The following is a 24,378-nucleotide window of genomic DNA, read 5'->3' as shown; positions in this document are numbered from 1 at the left end:
TTATTGCGGCAGTACTGACACCTCATCGTCCCATCTTTTTAACAGACGCTGGCGCGTGTCAGACGAACCATATGTGCGGAAATCATAGTCGATCAACTTGATCGCACTCATGTCTGGCGCACTTTCAGATGTCTCAGCATTCATATTAGACGGCACTTGAAACGCGTTAACTTCCAACGCGAGGTTCTGCGCCTCTGGACTTAATGCCCAGTCGTAGAATGCCTGTGCGCTTTCCAAATTCCGCGCACCTTCAACGATCGACATTGATCCAATTTCAAATCCTGTGCCTTCGCATGGAGCAACGACATTGATTGGGAAACCGCTAACGGCCTGCTTGACCGCATCATGCATAAACACGATGCCGACCGTATTTTCCCCACGGCCCGCCGCTTTGATCGGAGCAGAACCTGACTTGGTGTATTGGTTTATGTTGGCATGAAGCCCGGCCATGAATTCGAAGCCTTCTTCCTCACCAAAAAGCTGAACCATCGTTGCCAGCGTAGTGTAGGCCGTGCCCGAAGAATTGGGGTTCGCCATTTGGACGTGACCTTTGAATTCCGGCTTTAGCAAGTCGGCCCAGCAAGACGGCTCAGGCAGGTTGTTCGCTGCCAGGAGCTCGGTGTTATACCCGTAGCCCAATGCCCCGGAGTAAATACCGATCGTCTTGTTGCCAGCACTCTCGGCTTGGCTGATCGCCCAAGGATGCAGCTGATCGCGCATCGGGGAGACGTACTCGGCCGTCAGACCTTCTTCTGCCGCCTGCAGATGCGGGTCACCGGTTCCGCCCCACCAAATGTCACCGCGTGGGTTTGAGCTTTCAGCTTTGATTTGAGCAAAGGTCTCGCCCGATGACTTCCTGGTCATCGCGACATCAATGCCGGTCGCATCCTGAAAACCGTTTGCCATGAGTTGGCACCAATCCTCTTGCGCAGAGCAGTAGAACGTTAGTTTGTCTGCCGAAGCAGCATTTGCAGCCGCGACGAATGCTAGGACTGAAGCACCAGCTATTTTATTGATCTTTAACATGAATTTGATCCTCCCAGACTTTTTCTTTTGTCAATGCCAGCAAGCCTAGATAACGCATGTCGATCTTGCAAAGGAATTCGGGCCGTTCATTCAGAACAACATAAGCGAGGGAATGGATATGAACCACAATCCACGACAAAGTCCGGCTTGCTATCTACGGGCGTTATTCGCGCGTCAGCCCATCTGGAAAGTAATCACCCTATCATTCGACGGAGGTAAAACCCGCAGAGTATAGGCTGATGCATGGTATGGCCTGACGAGCGACAGCTTTAAGTTCTTTTTTGCTAAATTGCTGCCACACGGGGAAAGGTCACCTGAAACGGCCGGCATTCACATTCTCGTACTGCGCTTATTACCGATCATCCTTTTGCCCACCCACAGGCAGCTGATCTTGCGCTGCTTGTGTGGCAGCGGCGGCAATTGCTGATTTGTCTTCCTCCGTTAGCTTCTTGCCATCCATCGAGGGCAGAGCGACCCGAACTTCGCGGCGGGCGAATTCAATACCGTTTTCGACAAAAGCAGCGCTCACTCGGTTGAAGATTTCCTTGCGCATGGTGAATTGTGTTCCGGGTTTGGCCATGAACTTGCCTCGGAACACCATGCCGACATCATCAATCTCAAGCATCCCTTGAGACTTGAACGGCTGCAGGAAATCATCTTTGAATTCCTCCAAAAGCAGCATATCTTGACCGATCTTCTTAAAGATCTTTTTGACCATGTTCGGATCGGTATCAAACGGAACGGTAAAGCGCAGTTTCATGATCACCCAGTCACGAGAGAAGTTGGTGACTTTTGGGATTTCACCGTAAGGGATCGTATGGACGGGCCCCTTGTGGTGACGCAGTTGCATAGAGCGGATGGAGATTTTTTCGACCGTTCCCATCGTGCCTTCAACCTCAACATATTCACCGGTGCGGAAGGCGTCATCAACCAAAAAGAAAATGCCCGACACGACGTCCGTGACCAATTTTTGCGCACCAAAACCAATCGCCAAGCCAGCGATACCAGCACCCGCGAGCAGTGGCGTCGTGTCGACCCCGATGTTACCAAGCCCAAGCAGCAAGAAGACGACCACGATGGTTGTTTGTGTGACCATTAGGATCAGGGGCAAAACGGTGGAGAGCCGAGAGCCACCCGCGCCACCGCCGTCGCCGCCGACCGTTTCCTCGTCAGGCATATACCCTGCGGCGGTTTGTTCGGCTGCCAATTTGCGATTGATATAAAGCGAAACCAGTTCGTAGATCAGGTAGCCGATTGCCATAATGACCATAAATTCCAACAAGTTCGACGCGAGTTGTGGCCCAACACCTGCGGAGGCAATATTGGTCGCAGACACACCCCAAAATCCAGCAATCGCCATGATCACAATTCCAAAGACCACAACACGCCCAATGCGGATATACGAGCGCTTGGCTGATATATAAGCACGCTCGGCCACTGGCCCTTCGCCTGTCATGCTGGGGGATAGATGGCGCACCAGCCCACGAATTAGAGTGTCCATCGCCGGGGCAAAAAGCAGCAACATCATAGTTTTGTAATGCGGTGCGCTGCTGAGCAACTCGAAGTTCCCATAACTCACAACAATTTGGGTGATCCACCAGATGCCCAGGCTGACAACGATAGCGAAATAAGGAAAGGCACGCGCCATACCCTCTTCGGTTGGCGTGATGTCATCCTCAAAACCCCGCATCATTGAGGTAATGCCCGCCCGATATTTCCAGACCACGGCGGCCAGATAGAGGTGTACAGCAAGGTTGAGCCAAAATCCGATGCGCGTCTCAACATCCGTTACGCCCTGAAATTCGTTAAATTGGAGAAGAACCGCGCTGAATCCGATCAAGAACGCGAGGCCAAAATTGTTAACGACCATCGCTTTGGCAGTGCGATCATCACAATTAAGCAGGCGGAACATCGGATTTTGCGGGGCAAATAGGAAGCGTCCCACAGCAACCATGATACGGGGAAATGCAATAAGATATGGTCCGATCAGCCCGACAACACCGCCCAAGAACGGCGGAAGGATCGCGGTGCCAATCGACATTGCGACGATGATAAAGACCAGAACAGCTACGATCTCGCGGGCGAAGCGTTTGGACAGGAAGGAAATGATTTCGCGCAGCGTGATGTTGTTAATATCCGCTGGGCGCTGAATTTGCCATTTCATGACAAGTCGGCGGAAAATCATCTCTGCGATCGCAGCGCCACCAAACATAATAGCCATATAACCAAGCAATTTAAGTAACCCATCGCCGCCAATCTTGCCGTAAAATGTAGCAAACGCCTGGGGTTGTTTTTCTATAAATACCGGAAGGGAGCGCACTGACAAAGCGACCATGCTGGCGGCACCTGATGTCGTGTGAAAGAAGAAATCATTCAATGTTGCCGTATCGTCGACTTCGACCGCCTGAGTGTTGAGTTGATCTAGCAGGAGAGCCCGTACTTCGCTGTCAGAAAGCCGCGAGATCAAAGCATTTGCCGTTTCCTCGGTTAGTGGGTCAGGAAGCGTCACTTTGGTGTCGGCGCTAGAAGCCGAGGAAAACAGCGATTGCGCATCTGCAGGCGAAAGAGCAGGGAGCGCCAAGAGGAAGGTGAGTACCAGTATTTTAACGAAATGCACTGCGGTGCTCTCCCCAAGTTAATCAACATTGCAAGCTAGCCGTTAACTGACCTTGGTTCATCACCAACAGCAAGGCCAATCTATGTCCCTAAGAAAGAGGAACCTTGCGGCCTTTTCCCTTAGAATGGCCTCTAGAACAACCACAACGAATGGCGGCATTGCCTGCATGGTAAATATTGGAGCTTCGCCCAACAAACAGACATTACCTTTTGGAACTTGGCCCACTCCTTGCCCTCGTCGGTACCAACCTTCGCTGCTGAAAGTGGCCAATGATGCATGGCTCAGCTTTCTGCGGCAGCCTCAACTGGGATCGTACAGGTATCCGATGCCACGCACCGTTCTGATGATCTCCGGTTTTCCAGGAATGGCCTCAAGCTTGCGGCGCAAACGAGAGATTCTGATGTCGATGCTGCGGTCGAACGGATCCCAGGACCGGTCATGCGCCTGTTCCAAAAGTTGATCCCTGTTCAAGACACGCCCTTTGTTTTCGGAAAAAACTTTGAGCAGGCTGTATTCCATTGCCGTCAGCTGGACTTCGGAGCCATCGGCCGCAAGCAGCTTTGCTGCGTCTTTATCTAATACAAAATCCCCAAACAGAGCGCGGTTCCCGTCAGATTTTTCCGCCTGTGCTGATCCACTTATGGATTCACGTCGCAGTATCGCTTTTATCCGAGCTTCGAGCTCTCGTAAGTCCACGGGTTTGCCGAGGTAGTCATCCGCCCCCATTTCAAGACCGATGATACGGTCGACCACGTCGCCAGCAGCCGTCAGCATGATGACCGGCGTTGTATTCTCTGGGCGCAAGGATCTTAGAATGGAAAGGCCGTCCTCTTTTGGCATGTTGATGTCCATGATGATGACATCCGCTGTCGTGACAGAAAGGATGTCACGAAGCTCGTCGCCACCAGAGGCTCCAGAGACCTTGTATCCACGCTTGCCAAGATATTCTTGGAGCATCTCACGCAGGTCGATCTCATCATCGCATACCAGGATATGGGCATTCTGATTATCCATCTGGTCGTTCCTTCTGATCGGCGAGCAACTTACCTACCAGCTCTCTGAGTTCTGTAGGTGAAACTGGTTTTTCCAGATACGGAAGCCCAGACTCTCTGAGCAGTCCCAGAGAGCTTTGTCCCATCGTATCACCGGTAATATAGGCCGTCCTATTCAACATCTTTGGAAAGTGGGTCACCAAAGCGTCGTATATCTGGCGTCCATCGACGCCCGGCATATTCATATCGCTGAGAAAAATATCGTAATTAGCCGAGCGGAGACGGTTGATCGCTTCTTCCCCCGACGTGACAAAATCCACCTCAAACCCCTCTTTTCGAAGTATTTCAGCGTTCAACTCACCCACTTCGACCTCATCATCCACGACCAAAGCCTTGAGGTTTACAGATGTATTGATCGGTTTGGCGGGCGCGTCTTCCTGCGATTTCTGACTGAGGGCCGTGGGCAGCATGATGCGAAAGCACGTGCCCGAATTATCCGTCTGATCGAGCCTGATCTGTCCGCCATGAGACAGAATAATTCGGTGGCAAAATGACAGGCCGATGCCAGTCCCGTCACCGACTTCTTTGGTTGTGAAGAACGGCTCAAATATGCGCGCCCGAATGGCGGCGGGAATTCCGGGACCATTGTCGTGCACCGTCACCTCGACCATACCCGCGTCTGGTTTGGACGTGGCCGATAATTCAATAAAATTGCCGCAACCAGACGACGTTAAGGCCTGCTCGGCATTGATGATCAGATTGATGATAACCTGCGTAATCTGATCAGCATCAGCAGCAATGAGCGGCAGATCGGCTGGGACATTCTGCGTTATGCTGATGTCGCCAGACTGGCTCCCGTACCCAGCAACATCCGCGGCTGTTTCGACCACACCGGCAATATCGACTTGCTCAATCTTGCTCGGTTGTTGGCGTGCCATAGCAAGGAAGGTCTTAACAATCTTGGCGCATCGCTCTGCAGCGGTGCTGATCTTGTCAATCCTAACCATCATGTCCGGATCCTTGGTTTCTTCCTTCAGCATCAGCGAATGGCCCACAACAACAGAGAGAGGATTGTTGAGTTCATGGGCCACACCAGCAAGCAATTCACCAAGTGCGGACATCTTTTCATTCTGGAACAACAGCTCTCGTTGCTTTGAAAGCTCTTCTGAGAGCGCCAATTCGTCGGTCAAATCGCGGGTGTTGGAAACGATGACTTCTTCACCGTTGAATGTGATGAGCCGCGAGGAGTCCGCACCCCAGAATTTATTCCCGTTCGCATCAATGAACTCCATCCGCCGATCTTTGAGCCATCTGGCTTCGCGAAGGTCTTCTAAATAGCGGTGGCGATCAGCCGGGTTTGCATAATATGATTTGGAATCTTCGGACGGGCCAAAAAGCTCTTCAATTTCGGGGGTCGCAAACAGAACTTCCCCGGTTTCTGCATTCGTCATGTTGATAGCGGCCGGATAGGCTTCCAAAACCTGCCGGACCAAAGCATCGGCTTCTTTTTGAACAGTTAGGTCAATGATGCTGGTGACGATTACTTCTTCACCTTTATAATCAATCAGTTGCGACGAAATGGTCGCAGGAAAAATGTCTCGGTCGGCGTTCAGAAGATCGAGTTTGAAGTCATCAACACGTCCATCTGCCAGAAGTTGGGTGACAAAATCCGCTCGTTCTTCGGGACTGACATAATGCTCCTTTGCGGATTTGACGGGCCCAAACAACCGAAGCGCTGCGGGTGTACGGTAAAGGATCTGGCCATCGCCAATTCGCGCCATGGTCACAATGGCAGAGCTGGCGTCCAAGACCCTTCTAATGAGAAGATCTCCGTCGCGTTCTTCGACCTCAATCTGTTTTTTTGCCGTGATGTCTTCTCGCGTCACGACAAAACCACCCAATTGGGTGGGATGAACGGAGACCAAATAAGTTCGCCCGTCTGTTTCCTTTAGTTCAAAATCCTGAATGAACTCGATGCCGCCAGCCAACCTGTCAGAGACCCACTTCTCTTCATTGCCAATAGCGTCTGAATATATGCCTCTGCGCGCTGTCTCGCGCATCAAAATTTCCCAATCCAGACCTGGTTTCAGGAGATGGGAGATCCCTTTGTTCATCTCAGCATATTGTTGGTTGTACATCACAAGGCAGCGGTTTTCGTCGTATAGGGCAAACCCTTCCTTCAAAGACTCGATGGCATCACGCAGGAGGTTCTGCGCCCTTTCGATTTCTTCAAGATCGTTTGCCATGCCCATCGTCATCCTAATTTTCTAAGGTAGCATTGTTTCAATGCCATTTCAAAATTGGCATCAAGTGTTTCAATTGTTTCACAGGCCGCAGCACCAAGCCAGACTGAACAGAGAATTCTCATATTTTGAAGGCGAATGGTGGATCGTTAGGCCGAACGCGCAGTGCAACAACTGAAACACTGTCCAACCCATTTAGACATCGCAATGAAACAATGGAGGGTCAGTTATTGTTCATCACCAACGCATTTGGATTAGAACAATGACATTATCATTCAGGCCAACAGAACATAGCAATGCGCCAATTATTGCATTGCATTCCTCTGCATCAAACAGCAGCCAGTGGAGCCGCCTGGATGCGGACTTTGGGGGCCGGTTTGACGTTTATGCCTTTGACCTTCCCGGTTGCGGCCGTGCACCTTTGGCCAGTGACAATTCGCGCAAAGGCGCTGCTTGTTCCGCCGCCCCGGTCATCGAAGAAATCGAAAAGATGGGAAGCCCCGTTCACCTTGTAGGGCACTCAAATGGTGGGGGCATTGCGATCAAAGTCGCGCTGATGCGCCCTGACCTCGTAAAAAGCCTGACTGTCTATGAACCGGCAACCTTCCACTTTCTGAAAGACGGTGACAGCACGGATCAACGTCTGTTCAAGCAGATCCAGTTCATTTCAGCACTGGTGACTGTCGCAGCAGAAGAAAACGTGCCCACAGGAATGCGTCACTTCATAGATTTTTGGAATGGCGAGGGATTTTGGGATCGCCTCTCCCTGCCCGCCAGACAGAAGTTTGCTGATGCGATCTATTCAACGATGGCTGATTTTGCCCACGGGTTCGCAGAAACTTGGGAATTGGCGGATCTGTCCAAGCTGGAGATGCCTTCACTGGTACTAACGGGACTGGAGTCTCCGGAAATCACGCAGCATGTGTCAGCCGCTATTGCGAAAGCGCTCCCCAATGCGCGCATTGCTCTGCTGCCCGAGCTCGGGCATATGGCACCGGTCTTCGATCCGGAGTGGGTCAATTCACGCATTTTCGAACATGTGGCCAACGTCGAACGGCCCACCGCAACCTGCAGCTGGCCAATTATGGCGGCGGCATAACCCGACCGCATTCATCGAATGCGACATCTTAAGGAACCGCTGGTGATGGACCAGCAACACACCCAAAGGAGAAAACCATGAGCACTCACACAATGACCAACCCTTCAACGGACTTCACCGCAATCAAAGCGAAACAGAATGTCGCCTGGGGATCCGGGGACTACAGCAAAGTAGGCGTAACTCTGCAGATAACCGGTGAAGCACTTGCCGAAGCCATGGACATGCAGGCAGACGCCACAGTTCTTGACGTTGCAGCCGGCAATGGCAACGCAACCTTGGCCTTTGCACGGCGCTTCTGCAACGTGACCTCGACGGATTATGTCGCCGAACTTTTGGAGGCCAGTGGTAATCGCGCGAAAGCGGAAGGCCTGCCCGTCAACTACAAGGTGGCTGACGCGGAGAACCTGCCGTTTGAGGATCAGTCATTTGACGCGGTCGTGTCCACTTTCGGGGTCATGTTCACGCCAAACCAACAGCAATCCGCAGCGGAACTTCAGCGCGTGGTAAAATCCGGTGGCAAGATCGGCATGGCCAATTGGACACCTCAGAGTTTCATTGGTCAACTTTTCAAGACCATCGGAAAGCACGTGCCACCGCCCGCCGGCGTAAGCTCCCCTGCTTTGTGGGGCAACCGGGAGTGGGTCGATGAGACCTTTGGCACCATGGGCGAAGTAACAAAATTCCAGTGCAAGAATTTTCTGTTCCGCTATCGCTCTGCTGAGCATTTTCTGGACTACTTCCGCACCTTCTATGGCCCAATGCAAAAGGCTTTCGAAGCGCTGGATGCGGCGGGTCAGGCGGCATTGCGAAGCGATATCTTGGCGCTCATTGAGAAATTCGACATCTCAACTAACGAGTCTCTGTGCATCGCATCAGAGTATGCTGAAGTGATCGTCAAACGTCACTAAGCTATTGGGATAAAATCTCAATCTCCTCCAGCCAATAGGCTGGAGGGGGCCAATCAAACGTTAGCGATCGATAGGCTTAACTTGTTATGAGAGAATTTGTAGACTTTGGCAGAGGGGACGCACCCTTGCTCTACCTCATGTCGAAAGGAAATTAAGATGGCTGAACGCACGCTCTACGAGAAGTACGGAGGGTTTTCACAAGTCAGTAAGATTGTGCTTTCGTTCTATGACACCCTCTTGGACAACGACGAGATCGGCCCGTTTTTCGATGATGTAGACATGTCTCGTATTGTCGATCACCAGACAAAGTTTATCGCTTCGCTCCTTGGCGGCCCTGCGTCTTACACAGACAATCAGCTGCGCCAATTGCATTCTCATCTCACCATCACCGACGCGCATTTCGATGAACTCGAAGGCGTGCTCAGCGGAGCATTGTTACAGCACGGTATGGCAGACGAGGACGTTGAGGCAGTTGTTGCAGAATTCGAAAAACGCCGCCCCTTGATCGTAAGGTGACCTATGACCATTGAAGCCATAAATGAACAATTACTTCGCGCCATTGGTGTCGGTGTGGCACTGCTGGACCGCCAAACATTCCAGTTCGGTTTCAGCAACGATACGTTTGACGAATGGTTCAGCAATGAAAACCAGTCGACTCAATTGCAGCAACTGTTCCCTGATCTTGATGTCCCTGCCATGCAGGAAAGCCTGGCCACCAACGGTCGGCATACATCCGAAATCAGGTTCAAAAGAAAACGCCGAACGCTCATTATCGCGCTTGATTTTACGGCTGCGAATGAAGACGTTGTTGTGCTGGTTTGCCAGAACATCACTCGCATTAAAGAGCTGGAATCAATGATAGATTCCTACTCGATGATGGTTGAGCGCAACACACGTGAGCTCAAACGGGAGAAGGAGCAGGTCGAAAAACTGTTGCTCAATATCATGCCCCGTTCTGTTTACGAAGAGTTCAAAACTTTCGGCGTCGTGACGCCTCAAATGTATGACCCTGTGTCTGTTCTCATGCTCGACTTTGTCGGGTTTACAGACATGGTTGTTTCACAAGACCCCAGCGTAACGGTCACCGAGCTGAACGACATTTATAGCGCGTTTGACCGTATCGGCGAACAGTTCGGCTGTGAGCGGATCAAAACGATTGGTGATGCCTATATCACTGTGGCGGGCTTGCCAGATCCCACACCGGATCACGCAAAGGCCATTGCCAACACAGCCATCCGTTTTGTGCGGTACCTGACCCGCCGAAATCTAAGCCATCCACATCAGTGGCACTGCCGCATTGGCCTGTCGACCGGTTCTGTCGTCGGTTCCGTCGTGGGCATCCACAAGTATGTCTACGATATTTTCGGTCCCGCAGTTAACCTTGCGTCCCGTCTTCAAGAGTTTTCCGAGCCGATGCAAATCAGTGTTCAAGATGATGTCGCACATGTTCTAAAGGACCAGTTTGATCTTGAGAATGTTGGGGCAAAGACCATCCGTGGGTTCGGCGAACAAGACGTCTGGTTGCTTTCAGACAACAACTAAAACAATCGTTCCCTCAACCGAGGCTTTTGGTCAACCGATGGTCAACGGTTAAGTAATCTATATGGGCATCGTCGACGCAAACTCGGGGTGGTAAATTACCGATTTAGCTGGGCAAAGGTATGAATTCGCCCTTGTCTGTTGGCGGGAGTTGGAAGCGGCCGTGTTCCCAATCCCCTGCGGCCCATGCTTCCTTGGCCGCCTCGATTTTGTCTTTCGAAGACGCTACGAAATTCCACCAGATGTGCCTTGGGCCGTTCAGAGTCTCGCCACCTAGCAACATCAGCCTTGCACCCGCCAGACCAGCTTTAATGGTGATTGCATCGCCGGGGCGAAACACCATCATTTGACCCAATTGAAAGGTGTCGCCTGCAACCTCAATTGAACCGTCTGTCACATAGATACCGCGATCCTCATGGTTGTCGGGCATGGGCAACAACGCACCGGCTTCAAGGACGGCATCCGCATAAAACATCTCGGAGAATGTCTTAGTAGGGGCGCGTTCACCCCAGGCATTCCCAAGAATAAGGCGAACTTGCTTGCCTTCTTCCTCAAGGAACGGGAGGGCTTCTTGTTTGTGATGCTCGAAATCCGCATCCATGTCTTCGGCCTCTTCCGGCAAGGCCACCCAGGTCTGAATGCCGAAAAGGCTACTAGGGCCTTTGCGGGTTTGGGCACTTGTACGTTCAGAATGGGTAACGCCGTTCCCGGCGATCATCCAATTCACCTCGCCAGGGTAAATCATCTGGTTGGTACCAAGGGAATCTTGGTGCTGAAACTCTCCCTTGTAGAGATATGTCACTGTTGCCAAACCGATATGCGGATGTGGACGCACGTCGATGCCTTGTTCCGTGATAAATTCAGCCGGACCCATTTGATCGAAGAACACAAATGGGCCGACCATTTGGCGTTTCGCCGATGGGAGTGCGCGCCGTACTTCGAAACCCCCAATATCTCGCGCTCTTGGTACGATCAGTGTTTCGATCGCATCGATGTCATCCGCACCAGGGCAGCCTGGTTCAATTGATGGGTTCCAACTCATAATGTATGCCTTTCGTCCTCTTGCAGCAGTCCAGTCAAAGCCTGCGTCGTCGCTATCAATTGCTCAACCGTGGCACTCAGCATCTGAGATTGCCGCTCATCCTTCAGCGAGCCAGCGTCATCAAATGCATTAAACCCATTCGATATGGCGACCTGATTTGGCACCACCGTCACGCCAATATTTCCCAACATCATGCGCAGCGGAACAAGACCGCGCAAGCCACCCAAAGCACCAGGAGCGACTGACCCAAGGGCTGCTACCTTGCCACTATAGGCCCAAAGTGAGGGTTCATTCTCTGTGTGAGGGCGCGATATCCAGTCCAATGCGTTCTTCAACAGCGGCGAAAACGAGCTGTTATATTCCGGAGATGCAATGAAAACCCCATCATGCTCAACAAAGAGTAGCTTGAGCCGTTTGGCGTTTTCCGGTAGCCCGGCGTCGCCTTCGAGATCCCCGTCATAAATCGGCATTCCGAAGTCCTTGAGGTCTATCAACGTGACCTCGACATCAGCTTTTTGAGCCATGCTCGCAGCCAAAGCTGCGAGCTGTTTGTTGGTTGAAGCGGTTCGTGCGCTTCCGGCGAACATGAGAAGTTTGGGCATGATTTTGGCTTTCTGGTTACGACAAGTGGATTGTGTTAGGCCCGCAAAGACTGTGGGATAAAGCCGTCGAGCACAGGCAGCCTACGCAGTGCGAACGGACCACTGCCTTGAAGCGCGACTGCGGCTGCAAGAACCACCAACAGCAATGGGAATTCCCAACCACCACCTTCTGAGCTGAACACCCAACCGTTGCCTGCATGTGCCCAAAGCGCACCCAGCAGCAGAGGTATCGAGAGCAGAGACGCAAGGCGTGTATACAGACCCAGAAGGATGGCCGTGCCGCCTGCGATTTCCGCAAAGATAGTCAGATAGGCGGGTGATTAGTGCGCCGTAGTTTGGGTTGGTATGCTGTGTCATTGTCTTGCTCCAAATTTGTTTGTGTCTGTTGAAGCATAGATTGCATGCCGCAATACATTTGATAATATGGACTATGAGAAGATAACTCATTCCATTAGGTTGATAATGCAGATGGATCATGTGTCACGGGTTGGCGTCTTTATCGCCGTTGTAAGAGCCCAGAGTTTTGCAGGTGCCGCGCGGGCGTTGGGTATTACCAGTTCGGCAGTATCAAAGCAGGTCCAGAACCTTGAGCAGGATCTGCAGGTCAAACTGCTCAACCGCACAACCCGGAACGTCTCTGTCACTGAAGAAGGGGCCGTCTATTATGAACGTGCTTCCCGCGCGTTGGAGGACTTGCAAGAGGCGCGTGAGCAGATTTATGAATTGAAATCGCGTCCAAGGGGGCCGTTGAAGGCCAGCTTTCCTCAAAGCTTAGGGAACAAGTATTTTGGACCAGCGATCGCGTCTTTTGCGGCGAAATATCCCGAGGTTGAACTGGATGTCAGTTTGGGCGAACGTTTTGTCGACATCGTCAGTGAAGGATTTGATCTCGCTGTTCGGATTGGGTCACTCAAAGACACAACGCTTATTGCGAGACGCATGGCGTCTTGCCCCTTTGTGATATGTGCAAGTGCCGGCTATCTCGAAGTACACGGCACCCCACAGAAACCAGATGATCTTAGGCACCACAATGTGCTGGCCTTTACTGGAAACAATGGGCTGCATGAGTGGCGCTATCAGGACGCGGCTGGCCAACATGGCCATGTCGGCCTGAATGGGAGCTTCAAATCGGACTCCGGGGATATATTATGTCGTGCGGCGCTTGAGGGCATCGGCATCGTAATTCTTCCCATATTTTACGTTGCTGAGCACATAAAGAACCAAGAACTGGAGCCCATTCTGTCCGAGTACTCGACATCACCCAAGCGCGACATCTACGCGGTGTTCCAACCAAACCGTTTCCAGTCCACCCGGCAGAGGTTGTTTGTCGACTATCTGGTTTCAACCTGTAAGCAGCTTCCGTGGGAAAGCTGAAACACTGCGGTACGAACATCGGTGATATGTGCGCAGGTGAAACCCAACATCCATTTTGGATGGGTTGTCGTGGCTATGTTTGAGAACCGCGAAAAAATGCGAATTTCAAATCCAAATCGCTCTGCTTGAAGAACCGCTGATCCTACCTTACGCGTTGCCTCGTCTTCAATTATGCTGCCACCATGAGAACATCAGTCCGCCTTCGACTATTGTTTATGGCTCTTTTGCCTTTGATCCTGCTGATGCCCTTTCTTTTGCTTTTGGGGCTATCAAAATGGGCATCAGAATACGATAAGCTGCTGATTTATAAAGTAGAAAGCGATTTACGGATCGCTGAACAGTATCTTTCACGCATCTTGGTTTCGACTGGAACAGATCTAAGTGGGATTGCTGGCGCGGTCGAGTTTGAACAAGCACTCTCACACTCAAAGGCGGCACAAGTCGCCTATCTTGAAGGCAAACGAGCTGAGTTGGGGATGGATTTCCTGTATTTCCAACCAGCAAACGCGCAAACGGATACTGTGCGTTGGAAGGTGGTGCAATCTGCAATGGAGGGTAAGCCTTCAACTGCGATTGATGTCTTTGAGGTCAGTGATTTAGAGGAGGTTAGCCCCGAATTGGCTGCGAAGGCCCGTATCGACCTTATCAAGACCGAAGCGGCCGTGCCGACAGATCGCACAGCGGAAGTGCGCGGCATGATCGTCCATTCGGCCAGCCCCGTATCCTTGGCAGGGCAAAGCGGCGTTGTAGTGGGCGGTATATTACTCAACAGGAACTTGGATTTCATCGATACGATCAATGAGCTTGTTTACCTCAACGCGGTGATAGGTGGAATACGTCAGGGCACCGCGACCCTGTTTCTGGATGACGTACGCGTGTCGACGAATGTGCGACTGTTCGAAGATGTCCGGGCGTTGGGCACCCGCGTTTCTGCAGAAGTGAGGCAAGTCGTTCTTGGCGAGGGCCAGACATGGCTTGCGCGGGCGTTTGTGGTGAATGACTGGTACATTTCTGGATACCTCCCAATCAACGACAGCTTTGGAGCTCGGGTTGGGATGCTCTATGTTGGGTTCCTCGAAGAACCGTTTTCGACCGCCAAAAAGGATGCAATTCTGTGGATGTTTCTCGCATTCATCGCAGTACTGCTGATTTCTGTGCCGCTATTTTTATGGCTTGCTAAGGGTATCTTTTCACCGCTCGAAGCCATGACCAAAACGATGAAGCGCGTCGAAGGTGGCGACCTATCTGCCCGGAATGGTAACGTGGGTGCAATGGGTGAAATCGGTCAAGTTGCAGCACATCTCGATACCCTCCTTGAGCAGGTTCAGGATCGCGATAGCAAATTGCGCGATTGGGCCGATCTGTTGAACAGCCGTGTGGACCGCCGTACATCCGAATTGCGAGATGCCAATACCAAACTGGAAGAAACAACCCAGCAGTTGGTAATGTCAGAAAAACTGGCGGCTATCGGTGAGATTACCGCCGGCGTGGCCCATGAAATTAACAATCCAGTCGCTGTGATCCAAGGCAATGTTGATGTAATGCGCGAAACCCTCGGATCGGCAACCAAAGAAGTAGAGACCGAACTAACCCTCATTGATCGTCAAATAACGAGGATCACCACGATCGTTGGAAAACTGCTTCATTTTGCGAGCCCTAACGATTTTTCAGACAGCGCTTCATCAGTGACACTTGAGCCTGCCGTGAGCGATTGCTTGGTGTTGGTAGATCATGAACTGAGCATGAAAAATATCAAGGTTCAGACCATAATGGGCAAGTCACCAGCAGTGCATATCGATCAGGGTGAACTGCAACAGGTTGTGATCAATTTGATCATGAATGCAGTCCAAGCAATGGCGAGCGGTGGCGTATTGAAAATTTCGCTGAAGACCCGAGTGCACGAAGGCCAACCGGGTGCATACCTAACCATCGGAGACAACGGCCTCGGTATAGCAGCAGATCGATTGGACAGGGTCTTTGATCCCTTCTTCACAACAAAGCCTGGCGAGGGGACCGGCCTTGGCCTTTCAATCAGTCAGACAATCATACAACGCGCGGGTGGACTAATTTCAGCGGAAAACGGATCAGATGGTGGCGCAGAGTTTCACGTTTGGCTGCCGGCGGTGTCTGAGGCAGAAACTAATGCAGAGACGGCTTTGGTAAACTAGGTCTGCCTAAATGCCCCAAGCCGCGCATTTACGATCAACGGTCTTGCGAGATACACCTAGGCGACGGGCTGCCTCAGCACGGTTACCGTCACATTGATCAACAATATGTAGAATATGTCGCTGAGTAACCAACTCAAGGGATTCAATCGCCAAATCCCCTGTTGTGTCATTCTGCCCGGCAAACTCGGTCGGGAATGCACCCAAAATGACTGACCTTTCAATCAAATTTCGCAACTCACGGACATTCCCCGGCCAGTCATAACGACGCATCTTCAGCAAAGTTTCCGCATCGAGATCCAACGGCGGCATGCCCAATTCCTTGCTGAATTGCTGCATGAAATGAGCCGCAAGTTCTGTGATGTCCTCGCTGCGATCTGCCAGCCGCGGCATGTGGACGTTGACGACGTTCATGCGGTGGAACAAATCTGCACGAAATACTCCGGATGCAACGGCGGCGTCCAGATCGGCATTGGTGGCAAACAACAGGCGCAAGTTCAGCGGGAGCTCTCGCTCAGAGCCAACAGGGCGGACCCTTTGATCATCCAGCACGCGCAACAGCGCAGTTTGCAAGGCATAGGGCATCTGCGCCACTTCGTCCAAAAACAACGTGCCACCATCAGCTAACAACAGCAATCCAGGGCGATTGGCTTCGTCCCCCTCGTAGACACCAAACAGTTGCTGGATCATGCGATCAGGTGCGAAGGCAGCGCAATTCACCGCAACAAAGGGTTTATCTGCTCTGTCCGACAACTTGTGCAAAGTGCGCGCAGCGATCTCCTTGCCGGTCCCGCTCTCTCCAGAGAAAAGCACCGATGTCGGCAGTGGAGCGAGCCGTGCCAGCAGAGCGCGCACTTTCTCAAAGGCAGGCGATTTTCCAAGAAAGGCCCCTACCCATCCGGCGGTCAGCTCATGGCGCAATAGATGGTTATCTCGCTGCAGGTGGCTTCGATCCAACGTCCGTGTCACTGCACTAAGAATCTGATTGGCGCGGAAAGGCTTCAGGATAAAATCACTGACCCCCACCCGCAAAGCTGCAATTGCAGTTTCCAGATCAGCATATGCAGTCATCATGATAATGTCGGCATACAGACCGATTTGCCGCTGCTCTTTGACCCACTCCAAACCGGTCTTGCTGGGCATAACGTTGTCGAGGATCACCACATCAAAATGGGTGTTATCCAGATGTTTCGTTGCTTCCGCTGCTGAAGCCGCCAGCTCAACCCGTTTTACCCGATGCTCAAGTATCTTATGGAGAAAGTGGCGCATCCCTGGTTCATCATCGATGATCAGGATCGACGCGCCAGCCAATGCTGAGCCATAATCAGGGGTATCGTCAGCGCTCAATGGATCAGTCCAGGCGCACGTTGTCGCCAGCGTAGGTTTCTTTGGCTGAGAACCCCATCTCGCTCAATATGAAATAGCCACCCACGCCAATCACAACGATCGCGGCGGCCCCTGCCAACATGGCTTTCATCGGTCTGTCTCCTATGGTTGGTTAATCGCTGCGCTGTTGGGTCTGCAATAGCACGTTACCGCAAAACGGCCACATCGACGCATGACTATTCTGCCGGCGTTGATGCACTGTTCTTGGGCAGGTCCTGCTTTGCTTTCACTTCCTCCAGCCAGATTGAATGGTGCTGCTCCGCCCAGGCCTCATCGACCTCGCCGGTGCCCATGGCATCATATGCACCTTCCATGCCGACCGTTCCGATGTAAATATGAGCAAAGATGATCGCCATCATGACAAAGCCAACAATCGCATGCCACAGTTGGGCATACTGCATCTCTTCTTGCGGAGACATTTGTGTCGCCAGTGGCTCTAGGCCCATCAGTGCTGTCAGCCCCCAGTCATTAAACAGGCCAAAAGTCTTGGCAAACAAGGTGATTTCGTAAGGGAACAGCAACGACAGACCCGAAACCGAAACGGAGGCCCCAAGCACAATCACAGACCAGAAAATGATTTTCTGGCCAAAGTTGAACTTCTTCGCCGGCGGGTGCTTTGACCCAATGATGCCACCGGCCTGCGAGATCCACACCAGATCTGTCCGGCTGGGAAGGTTGTGCCAAACCCACATCACAAACACCGCGATCAATGCGACCATAAAGGCCCAAGAGACATTATTGTGGATGAACTTTGAAACCATCAACACGGTAGCATTGGCTTCCAAACCAAAGGTCGGCGCAAGGAATTTTCGTCCAATCAGGCTTAGAATTCCTGTGATACCCAACAGGATGAAAGACCCGGCCAGCGTCCAATGGGCCATACGTTCAATGAATTTGAATCGCTCGATAGTGCGGCCGCTCAGGCCCCCTTCGACACGGATTTTGCCGCGCAAAAGATAGAAGATAACAAGCGCAATAAAGGTGCCACCCAGCAACCAGAGACCATATTGGATCAAAGGCCCTTGGCGAACGCTTAGCCACCACATGCCACCGTCCTGCACGAGCACTTTGCCGCGCACGTCAGCGGTTGAAACGGTCACATCCGCAGTGCCAAAGCGCAATGCACGCCACAGTTCAGGATCAGACGCGCCTCCCAAAGTGCCAAGCTGGTCTATGGTACTTGCAGCGGAATCCGGGTCACCCGTTGCCTCACGCCTAAATTCATCGTTCACGGTCTCGCCAAGTTGGCGGGCCAGAATGTCTTCAAGTGTTTGCGCACCACCTGTGGCGCTGCGGTCGGGGGTTGTGGCAGGCTCCGCCTGTTGTGCGACGCCTGGCAAAGCCAGCGCGAACAAGAGTGCGAGTGCAGAAATTAGACGGAGCATGGCAGAACCTTCGACGTTGGTTTTTTTGATGTTTGTGAACCGGGGCCGCTGGTATCCCAACAGCCCCAGCACTTTTGTTCAAGGGCATCGCAAAAGCGGTGCCCTTGATAATCGACCTTAGCCGCCCTTTTGCTCGTATGCTGTACCCCAGCCCCAAGCACCTGAGCCGAAGCCACGAGACACGACGCGCTCGCGGTAGATGTTGGAAACGGTGTCGCCATCTCCCGCCAACAGAGCCTTGGTTGAACACATCTCCGCACAGATCGGCAATTTGCCTTCTGCAATCCGGTTACGCCCATATTTGGCGAATTCGGCAGTGGAGTGGTTTTCTTCAGGACCACCAGCGCAGAATGTACATTTGTCCATCTTGCCCCGGCTGCCAAAGTTGCCAGCCTGTGGATACTGCGGCGCGCCGAAGGGGCATGCATAGAAGCAGTAGCCGCACCCAATACAAAGATCTTTGGAGTGTAGAACAATCCCCTCTTCGTTTTGGTAGAAGCAGTCGACCGGGCATACGGCCATACAAGGTGCGTCTGAACAATGCATACAGGCGACCGAGATCGAGCGTTCGCCCGGTTGGCCATCCTGAATGGTCACCACCCGTCGCCGGTTGATGCCCCAAGGCACTTCGTGTTCGTTCTTACACGCGGTCACGCAAGCATTACATTCAATGCAGCGTTCAGCGTCGCAAAGGAACTTTGCTCTTGCCATTCTTTCGTCTCCTTACGCTGACCAGATTTTGCAGAGGGTCGACTTAGACTCCTGCATCTGAGTTACTGAATCGTAGCCATAGGTCTGCGCCGTGTTGCTGCTTTCGCCCAACACATACGGATCAGCGCCGTCTGGATACTTGCTACGTTGGTCTTCACCTTGGAAGTGGCCGCCAAAGTGGAACGGCATAAAGGCGACGCCCTCTCCGACCCGTGGGGTGACCATTGCCATGACTTTGACCTTGCCGCCTTCAGGCCCTTCGACCCAAACCTGTTTGCCATCCCGTACACCAAGGTTATTGGCATCGCGGGGGTTTATCTCGACAAACATGTCTTGCTGCAATTCGGCCAACCATGGGTTTGACCGAGACTCGTCACCGCCACCCTCATATTCGACCAAACGGCCAGACGTGAGGATCATCGGATACTCTTGGCTAAAGTCCTGCTTCTGGATCGACGCATACATGGTCGGCAGACGGTAGAACTTGCGGTCCTCGTAAGTTGGATAATCCGCAACAAGATCACGACGGTTGGAGTAGAGCGGCTCGCGGTGGACTGGTACCGGATCTGGGAAGGTCCAGACGACGGCACGGGCCTTGGCATTGCCAAATGGCGCACATTCATGTGCAATCGCAACCCGCTGGATCCCACCTGAAAGGTCGGTTTTCCAGTTGGTCTTGGGCCCAGCAATGGCGTCAATCGTCGCGCGTTCCTCAGCCGTCAGATCACCATCCCAACCAAGGTCCATCAGCATTTGCATCGTGAATTCGGGATATCCGTCTTGGATATCAGAATCCTTGCTGTAAACGCCTTCGGCCAACAGGTTGTCGCCTTCGCGTTCAACACCAAAGCGGGCGCGGAACGTTAGGCCACCCTCAGAGACACGTTTGGACATGTCATAGAGGTTGGGTGTGCCAGGGTGGTTCATCTCGGCAGTGCCCCATGATGGCCATGGCAGACCGTAGTAGTCACCATCAGCCGGTCCACCAATCGCTTGAAGCGTGGTCCGATCAAAAGTGTGCTGGTTTGCCATGTGCATCTTGATACGCTCAGGGCTTTGACCCGTGTAGCCAATGGTCCACATGCCGCGGTTGAATTCGCGGGTGATGCTTTCCACGTTCGGCACGTGCTCACCGTCCATCTCGATGTTGCGCAGCAAACGGTCGGCAAAGCCGAACTTATCCGCAAGCAGTGCAATGATCTCGTGATCAGGTTTGCTTTCGAACAATGGGTCAACGACCTTGTCACGCCACTGGAACGACCGGTTTGACGCGGTGACAGAGCCACGCGTTTCAAACTGGGTACAAGCAGGCAACAAGTAAACCCCGTCGGTCCGGTCATGCAGTACGGCGGAAACGGTTGGATAAGGATCGATCACGACAAGCATGTCGAGTTTTTCCATCGCCGTTTTCATTTCCGTCATACGGGTCTGCGAGTTGGGCGCATGGCCCCACAGAACCATCGCACGCACCTTATCTGGGTTGTCCGTATTCTCAGGATCTTCGAGAACACCATCAATCCAGCGAGATACCGGAATACCGGTCAGGTTTTGCAACGACTTCTCTTTGCCGTCTGCCCCTTTGGTCTTTGCAAACTGATTGCCAAGCCATTCAGGATCTTCTTCCCAAACGCGCGCCCAGTGTGCCCATGCACCCGCTGACAGACCATAATAGCCGGGCAGCGTGTGGCTTAGAACACCAAGGTCCGTTGCGCCTTGCACGTTGTCGTGGCCACGGAAGATGTTTGTACCGCCGCCAGAAGTACCCATGTTGCCAAGGGCCAACTGCAAGATGCAATACGCACGTGTGTTGTTGTTGCCTGTCGTGTGCTGCGTACCACCCATGCACCAAATTACGGTGCCGGGACGGTTGTTGGCCAACGTACGGGCCACGCGACGCAATTGCTCACCGGGGGCACCGGTCACGCGCTCAACTTCTTCTGGGTTCCACTTGCGGACTTCTTCTTTGATCTGGTCCATGCCCCAAACGCGGGTGCGGATAAACTCGTTATCCTGCCAGTCGTTTTCAAAGATATGCCACAAGATACCCCAGACCAACGCAACGTCCGAACCGGGACGGAAACGGACATATTCATCCGCGTGTGCCGCTGTTCGGGTAAAGCGCGGATCACACACGATCACCGGCGCGTTATTTTGCTCTTTCGCCTTCAACAAGTGTAACAGCGAAACGGGGTGCGCTTCGGCTGGATTACCACCAATGATGAAGATCGACTTGGAGTTGTGGATGTCGTTGTACGAGTTCGTCATCGCACCGTAACCCCAGGTGTTCGCAACACCCGCAACTGTGGTTGAGTGACAAATCCGCGCCTGGTGGTCCACGTTGTTTGTGCCCCAATAGGCGGCAAACTTGCGGAACAGATAGGCTTGTTCGTTGTTATGCTTGGCAGAACCCAACCAATAGACTGAATCCGGTCCGCTTTCCTCGCGGATCGTGTTCATGCCATCGCCGATCTCGTTGATCGCCGTTTCCCAGCTGATGCGAACCCATTCGCCATCAACTTTTTTCATCGGGTATTTCAGGCGGCGTTCACCATGCGCATGTTCGCGCACCGATGCACCTTTGGCGCAATGCGCTCCAAGGTTAAACGGGCTGTCCCAACCGGGCTCCTGGCCTGTCCAAACACCGTTTTGAACTTCTGCAATAACTGTGCAACCGACTGAACAGTGGGTGCATACAGATTTCACTGTCTCGACCAAACCGGGGTTAGCTGCGGCGGCGGATGCTTGCTGCACCGTACCCCCTGTTGCGGCGATTGCCGCAAGGCCCCCAATGGCCAGACCGGAACCGCGCAGGAATGCACGCCGATCTACTGAAGCGTTGGCCGCTTCTGACAGGATACTTGTCCGCTGGGAGCGTCGCGCAACCCCATTGGTCTTTTTCCTCAACATAATGTTGTCCTCCCTTGCTCGCTTGGCCCCTTCGGGACCTTGCTCGCTTGGCTTCAATTGTGGCTTTTAGCAGTCGGGCGTCACGCAACCAGTCGCTTTTTGCCGTTTATCTCGTCGACCGGTCGCCCGGGCGCCGTATTACCCCTCGAAAGGGGATGCATTGTCAGAACTTTGCGCTGTCCAAATAGGCACGCGTGTGCAGGGTATCCTGCATCTTGTCTGACGAAAGGTCGGGTTCGGCTGCTTGCGCAGTGCCCCCGCTGGCCACAACAGCTGCAACCGCAAGCGGTGCCGATGTGCCGGCCAGTTTCAGAAAATCGCGCCGGCTTGCACCGTCTTCTTTTCTGCTCATATCAATCTCCTCCATTGATTGTTCCGACGGTTGCCCGCCGCTCGATATACGGGCCTTAACCCGCGCTCATCCGAAAGGCTTCGGCTTCGATTTCCATAAACGTGCGGCCAACTGTGGCCACGGACGCGTAGAAAATTGAGTTCTTTGCCCCTTCGAGATCTGAATAAAAATGCGCCGCCCAAGGCGCAATATGTGTGTTGAAGAACGTCTTTTGCTGCTCCAACGTAGCCTCAACGCCAAAGCGCCCGACAATCATCGCGCCCATCATTTCCATCAAGCTGGCGATATTGTCTTCGGGCTCAAACACATTGTCTGCCCGCTGAAGCCCGCGCACCGCCATGTCATCACGCAGCCGTGCCAGTGGCTTCTCGTTGAGGAACCCGGTTAAGTAGTAGCTGGCATATGGAAGCAACTCGCCGCGCCCCAAACCGATGAACAGTTTGTTATATTCACTGCCGACCGTTTTGACCTTGGATAGCTTTGCCATTTTGGCCAGCGTCGTGGTCGCTTGACCCAGTGGGCTTTCATCCCCTGAAAGGCCCGCTGTCATCGTTAGTAGGGTTTCGTCCGGCGGACCGGACAGCAGCACACCAAGAAAGTTATAGAGATCTGCCCGCAGGCGGTCTTCTTCGGCGACTTTTGTTTGCAGCGCTTCGCTCATGCTGGGTGTTGATCCTCAAAGTGAAATTGCATCCGGTGGTGCGCCGGATTTGGAGCGGTCTCTGGCTCTGCGACAGTGTCGGTCAAGGCGACAACAACTTCCTCAGGTGCGTCCTCATTAACATCCGCCGCGATCAGCTCTTCTATCGTTGGCTCATCGTCTTCGTCTGTCTCGACAGGCGTATCCTGAGCCCCTTCTTCTTTCTCCAGGGCTTGGCGTGCCAGCTCTTTGACATGTGCCATCATGCCTTTGCCGACCTGATAGGTCGTCTGCATGTTCTCAATCACCATTGCAGCATCGGTGAAATCTTCGCCGTAATCAACGAGGCCATCAATATTCGCCAGCACCGGATTCAACCGCCAAAGCTTGCGCAGCGCGCGCGTCTTAAGGCGTGCGGGGACCAAATCTGACATGAAGGCGCTGAAATCATCGCCCTCTTGCATGGTATCGGGATCGGGTAATCCCAGTTCTTCCAATATTTCCGCATCAGTCTTTTCCGCAGTTGATGCTTCAAGCGCAACTTCATGTGCTTCAACCAACTCAGCATTAGTCTCGGCCTCGACGGCGGCTTTGCGTTTGCTCCAAAAGTCGCTCATTGCAAGCGCTCCTTACGGGCCGAAGTTGGCGAACGGTAAACATCCCCAAGCTGAGAAATACGGCCATCGCCGATACCGTCTTCTTTCTCGTCGATCCGCTTACGGTCCCGTTTGCGTTTCACGAAAACTTCTTCTTGGTGGTACTTCTCAACAAAGTCGCGAACCCACGCGATCAACCCTGCGGGCATCGGAACCTTTTCAACCAATTCCTCACCGCTGTCTGTGTAGTCCTGTGCTTCGTAAGGCGAAGCAGTGACCAGCAGAACTTCCAGCGGAAAATCTGAACATTCGCTTTCACGCATCACGACATAGACACACGGCACCTGCGACGACAGACCGTGAAGGTAGGCTTCAGTTTCAGCGCCGTGCAATTCAAGCACATGGGTCGCCGCATGGTATTCCACCGCGTCCCCTTCCCTGCGTAACTCTCGCCACGAGACCTCTGGAGCACCGGTCAAAATACCGCTAGCGGTCCATGCAAAGGGTGCCCAACGCGTAACACCCGGCGTGCGCCGCAGCACCACACCCACTGGTATCGTTTGGTACATGTTCGGATTGTGTATCAACCCCGTCTCCCTGTTAGGCATTAACCTGCTGCAATTTGGCAAAGTTACAAAGCGTTGAATAACCCATCACGGCAATCAAGCGTCACTTTAGACAAAATGGGATACTGGGCTTACTGGTCGGGGGGCTGATGGACGAATTGTCTATCTCGACTAAAATGATCGGGTTTCAATTGTTCCCAAGAATTCCGAATCACCCCTACCAAATGT

Annotated in this window: 22 protein-coding genes and 1 pseudogene; 6 read left to right on the top strand and 17 right to left on the bottom strand. The window is 52.8% G+C overall.

Annotated elements, in window-relative coordinates; translation table 11 throughout:
- The 4 genes from C1J03_RS05985 to C1J03_RS05970 form a co-directional block, all read right to left on the bottom strand.
- On the bottom strand, nt 1-1,026 hold the full coding sequence (locus C1J03_RS05985) for an ABC transporter substrate-binding protein (protein WP_114884650.1): 1,026 nt from the start codon (nt 1,024-1,026) through the stop codon (nt 1-3).
- 352 nt (nt 1,027-1,378) lie between these two features.
- Nucleotides 1,379-3,643 (bottom strand): mechanosensitive ion channel family protein, encoded by a 2,265-nt coding sequence (locus C1J03_RS05980; protein WP_114884648.1) that lies wholly within the window; start codon nt 3,641-3,643, stop codon nt 1,379-1,381.
- A 300-nt stretch (nt 3,644-3,943) separates the two neighbouring features.
- Nucleotides 3,944-4,657 (bottom strand): response regulator, encoded by a 714-nt coding sequence (locus C1J03_RS05975; RefSeq protein WP_114884646.1) that lies wholly within the window; start codon nt 4,655-4,657, stop codon nt 3,944-3,946.
- Nucleotides 4,650-6,881, bottom strand: coding sequence for an ATP-binding protein (locus C1J03_RS05970; RefSeq protein ID WP_254694193.1), 2,232 nt, complete (start codon nt 6,879-6,881; stop codon nt 4,650-4,652). The genes C1J03_RS05975 and C1J03_RS05970 overlap by 8 nt, the downstream gene beginning before the upstream one ends.
- 259 nt (nt 6,882-7,140) lie before the next feature.
- Here C1J03_RS05970 and C1J03_RS05965 point away from each other — a divergent pair, with 259 nt between their 5' ends.
- From C1J03_RS05965 to C1J03_RS05950, 4 genes are all read left to right on the top strand, one after another.
- On the top strand, nt 7,141-7,977 hold the full coding sequence (locus tag C1J03_RS05965; RefSeq protein ID WP_114884641.1) for an alpha/beta fold hydrolase: 837 nt from the start codon (nt 7,141-7,143) through the stop codon (nt 7,975-7,977).
- 77 nt (nt 7,978-8,054) lie between these two features.
- Nucleotides 8,055-8,885 carry a class I SAM-dependent methyltransferase gene (locus tag C1J03_RS05960; RefSeq protein WP_114884640.1) on the top strand — a complete coding sequence of 277 codons (831 nt, stop codon included), beginning with the start codon at nt 8,055-8,057 and terminating at the stop codon, nt 8,883-8,885.
- Nucleotides 8,886-9,041: 156 nt separating this feature from the next.
- The gene (locus C1J03_RS05955; protein ID WP_114884638.1) at nt 9,042-9,401 is read left to right on the top strand and encodes a group I truncated hemoglobin; all 360 of its coding nucleotides are present in this window, start codon (nt 9,042-9,044) and stop codon (nt 9,399-9,401) included.
- Nucleotides 9,402-9,404: 3 nt separating this feature from the next.
- Nucleotides 9,405-10,427, top strand: a complete 1,023-nt coding sequence (locus tag C1J03_RS05950; RefSeq protein ID WP_114884636.1) for an adenylate/guanylate cyclase domain-containing protein — start codon at nt 9,405-9,407, stop codon at nt 10,425-10,427.
- Nucleotides 10,428-10,530: 103 nt separating this feature from the next.
- Here C1J03_RS05950 and C1J03_RS05945 read toward each other — a convergent pair whose 3' ends face one another.
- The 4 genes and pseudogenes from C1J03_RS05945 to C1J03_RS26185 form a co-directional block, all read right to left on the bottom strand.
- Nucleotides 10,531-11,466 (bottom strand): pirin family protein, encoded by a 936-nt coding sequence (locus C1J03_RS05945; RefSeq protein ID WP_114884634.1) that lies wholly within the window; start codon nt 11,464-11,466, stop codon nt 10,531-10,533.
- A complete protein-coding gene (locus C1J03_RS05940; RefSeq protein WP_174234444.1) occupies nt 11,463-12,068 on the bottom strand; it encodes an NADPH-dependent FMN reductase in 606 nt (201 codons plus the stop codon). Before C1J03_RS05940 ends, C1J03_RS05945 begins: the two co-directional genes overlap by 4 nt.
- Before the next feature lie 35 nt (nt 12,069-12,103).
- Nucleotides 12,104-12,250, bottom strand: a complete 147-nt coding sequence (locus C1J03_RS25660; RefSeq protein ID WP_254694192.1) for a hypothetical protein — start codon at nt 12,248-12,250, stop codon at nt 12,104-12,106.
- Between the two features lie 30 nt (nt 12,251-12,280).
- Nucleotides 12,281-12,370 (bottom strand): annotated as a pseudogene (locus C1J03_RS26185) (hypothetical protein); the annotation flags it as partial.
- Between the two features lie 166 nt (nt 12,371-12,536).
- On the opposite strand from C1J03_RS26185, the gene C1J03_RS05930 reads away from it, so the two are divergent.
- A complete protein-coding gene (locus tag C1J03_RS05930) occupies nt 12,537-13,442 on the top strand; it encodes a LysR family transcriptional regulator (protein ID WP_162798462.1) in 906 nt (301 codons plus the stop codon).
- Nucleotides 13,443-13,624: 182 nt separating this feature from the next.
- The gene (locus C1J03_RS05925; RefSeq protein WP_114884625.1) at nt 13,625-15,610 is read left to right on the top strand and encodes a sensor histidine kinase; all 1,986 of its coding nucleotides are present in this window, start codon (nt 13,625-13,627) and stop codon (nt 15,608-15,610) included.
- A 6-nt stretch (nt 15,611-15,616) separates the two neighbouring features.
- On the opposite strand, the gene C1J03_RS05920 is transcribed toward C1J03_RS05925, so the two are convergent.
- The 9 genes from C1J03_RS05920 to C1J03_RS05885 all read right to left on the bottom strand — a co-directional run bounded on the left by C1J03_RS05920 (nt 15,617) and on the right by C1J03_RS05885 (nt 24,141).
- Entirely contained in the window at nt 15,617-16,954 is a 1,338-nt protein-coding gene (locus C1J03_RS05920; protein ID WP_254694191.1) for a sigma-54-dependent transcriptional regulator, read from the bottom strand.
- Between the two features lie 4 nt (nt 16,955-16,958).
- Entirely contained in the window at nt 16,959-17,084 is a 126-nt protein-coding gene (locus C1J03_RS25940) for a hypothetical protein (protein WP_302661616.1), read from the bottom strand.
- Nucleotides 17,085-17,169: 85 nt separating this feature from the next.
- Complete coding sequence (locus C1J03_RS05915; protein ID WP_114888868.1) at nt 17,170-18,378, bottom strand: formate dehydrogenase subunit gamma; 1,209 nt, start codon at nt 18,376-18,378, stop codon at nt 17,170-17,172.
- A gap of 117 nt (nt 18,379-18,495) precedes the next feature.
- On the bottom strand, nt 18,496-19,089 hold the full coding sequence (fdh3B, locus tag C1J03_RS05910; protein WP_114884623.1) for a formate dehydrogenase FDH3 subunit beta: 594 nt from the start codon (nt 19,087-19,089) through the stop codon (nt 18,496-18,498).
- Between the two features lie 12 nt (nt 19,090-19,101).
- A complete protein-coding gene (locus tag C1J03_RS05905) occupies nt 19,102-21,996 on the bottom strand; it encodes a formate dehydrogenase subunit alpha (protein WP_114884621.1) in 2,895 nt (964 codons plus the stop codon).
- Between the two features lie 163 nt (nt 21,997-22,159).
- On the bottom strand, nt 22,160-22,348 hold the full coding sequence (locus C1J03_RS05900; RefSeq protein WP_114888867.1) for a twin-arginine translocation pathway signal protein: 189 nt from the start codon (nt 22,346-22,348) through the stop codon (nt 22,160-22,162).
- Between the two features lie 55 nt (nt 22,349-22,403).
- Entirely contained in the window at nt 22,404-23,009 is a 606-nt protein-coding gene (locus C1J03_RS05895) for a TorD/DmsD family molecular chaperone (RefSeq protein ID WP_114884619.1), read from the bottom strand.
- A complete protein-coding gene (locus C1J03_RS05890; RefSeq protein WP_114884617.1) occupies nt 23,006-23,605 on the bottom strand; it encodes a DUF3306 domain-containing protein in 600 nt (199 codons plus the stop codon). Before C1J03_RS05890 ends, C1J03_RS05895 begins: the two co-directional genes overlap by 4 nt.
- Nucleotides 23,602-24,141 carry a DUF3305 domain-containing protein gene (locus C1J03_RS05885; RefSeq protein ID WP_114888866.1) on the bottom strand — a complete coding sequence of 180 codons (540 nt, stop codon included), beginning with the start codon at nt 24,139-24,141 and terminating at the stop codon, nt 23,602-23,604. The genes C1J03_RS05890 and C1J03_RS05885 overlap by 4 nt, the downstream gene beginning before the upstream one ends.
- Nucleotides 24,142-24,378: the final 237 nt, after the last annotated feature.

The organism is Sulfitobacter sp. SK012 (assembly GCF_003352085.1).
In the GTDB taxonomy this organism is placed as follows: Bacteria; Pseudomonadota; Alphaproteobacteria; order Rhodobacterales; family Rhodobacteraceae; genus Sulfitobacter.
This window is presented reverse-complemented; position numbering and strand designations above follow the sequence as displayed.